The sequence below is a fragment of the Paracoccus marinaquae genome, from assembly GCF_018860165.1.
Classification (GTDB): domain Bacteria; phylum Pseudomonadota; class Alphaproteobacteria; order Rhodobacterales; family Rhodobacteraceae; genus Paracoccus; species Paracoccus marinaquae.
Map to the genome: position 1 here is coordinate 1 of NZ_JAHKNG010000118.1, position 1,394 is coordinate 1,394.

Here is a 1,394-nt window from a genome sequence, read left to right on the forward strand (position 1 = left end):
CGGTCGTGTCGCGAATGTGGTGGAAACTGCCGAGCGGCATGCTCCGGGCATTTGAAATTGGCTCCGTTCAGGCGGCAAGGTCAAGGGACATCGGCTCGAGGGGCTGAGAGAGAGTTTCCCAGCCGTCGACCTTGCGCATCTGGATCTGCCCGGAAGCCAGCAGCGCCCAGAGCAGCATCGGCACGGTTTCGGCGCAGGGCAGCACGGTCTGGGTCTTGATGCGGCGGCGGAATTCCTCGTTCAGTCGCTCTATCGCGTTGGTGGTGCGGGCCGATTTCCATTGCGACGGATCGAGCCGGGTAAAGCTGAAGAGCCGGTCGCCTGCTTCCTCGAGGCTGTCGGCGACGACCCGGCACTTGAGGCGCCATTTGCGCAGGAACATCTTCCTCTTGAGGTCCACCCCGACAGCGGTGTCGGCATAGATCATGTCGCGGTAGTCCTCGGTCAGCTCATCGTGCAGGCGCTTGGGGGTATGCGCCAGGAGGTTGCGGTGCTTGTGGACAGTACAGCGCTGGATCGGCAGGTCCTCGCCCCAGAGCGCAACCAGGGCGGCTTCGAGGCCCGGAGCGCCGTCCACGATCACGAATTCGGGCCGCCGCAGGCCGCGGGCATCGAGATCGGTGAGGAACTGGCTCCAGGCCGCGGTGCTCTCGCCGCCCATATTCTTGATGGATACCAGCACCTTCTGCCCGTCGCGGCGCACCCCGATCGCGGCCAGCACAGAGATGTTCGTGGCCTTCCGGTCCAGCCTGGTCTTGACCACGGTGCCGTCCAGAATGAGCCGGACGATGTCCTCCCCGGCCAGGCTGCGCGCGCACCACGCGTCCCAGTCCACCTTCACCTTGCGCCAGGCCCGGCTCACCACGTCCTTGCTGACAGCGCCCTCGAACAGGCCGAATAGCGCCCGCTTGACGCGCCGGGTGTTGGTGCCCGCCAGGTAGACCGCCGCGATCAGCGCCTCAGCCTTTTTCGTGAGCCGCTTGTAACGCGGCAGCGCCTTGGACCGCCACTCGGTGACCTTGCCGGTTTCGTCTTCGATCCGGGCACGAGGAACGCGCACTGTCTCGGTGCCGAAGGTGCCCGTGAGCTGCCGCTCGCGGTGCCCGTGGCGGTAGCCCTTCTGCGCACCGTCGCCGCGGCCATAGCGGCAGCGCCCGATGAAGGCTTCGAGCTCTTCTTCGAACATCGCCTCGATGGTGGCGCGGACGGTCGCCCTCAGACGGTCCTCGATCGGGTCGAACCCGGCCTCGTCTGCCAGTAGCACAAAGCTCGCAGCGTCGTTATTCTCGGTCATGGCGTGGTCTCCCTGGCGGTTGCAGCCGCTGTTTGGGTGGGTGTCAGTTCACCCGGAGATTACGCCGCCAGCCAATTTCCACCACTTCCGAGACACGACC

1 protein-coding gene is annotated in these 1,394 nt (G+C 65.7%); it reads right to left on the reverse strand.

Annotation, left to right across the window (positions count from 1 at the left end):
- Positions 1-67 precede the first annotated feature (67 nt).
- Complete coding sequence (locus KNW02_RS20545; RefSeq protein WP_216035033.1) at positions 68-1,294, reverse strand: IS256 family transposase; 1,227 nt, start codon at positions 1,292-1,294, stop codon at positions 68-70.
- Positions 1,295-1,394: the final 100 nt, after the last annotated feature.

What these genes read in the sequence shown, in the direction of transcription:
- KNW02_RS20545 (WP_216035033.1), bottom strand. Translation starts at nt 1,294, where the DNA reads ATGACCGAGAATAACGACGCTGCGAGCTTTGTGCTACTGGCAGACGAG.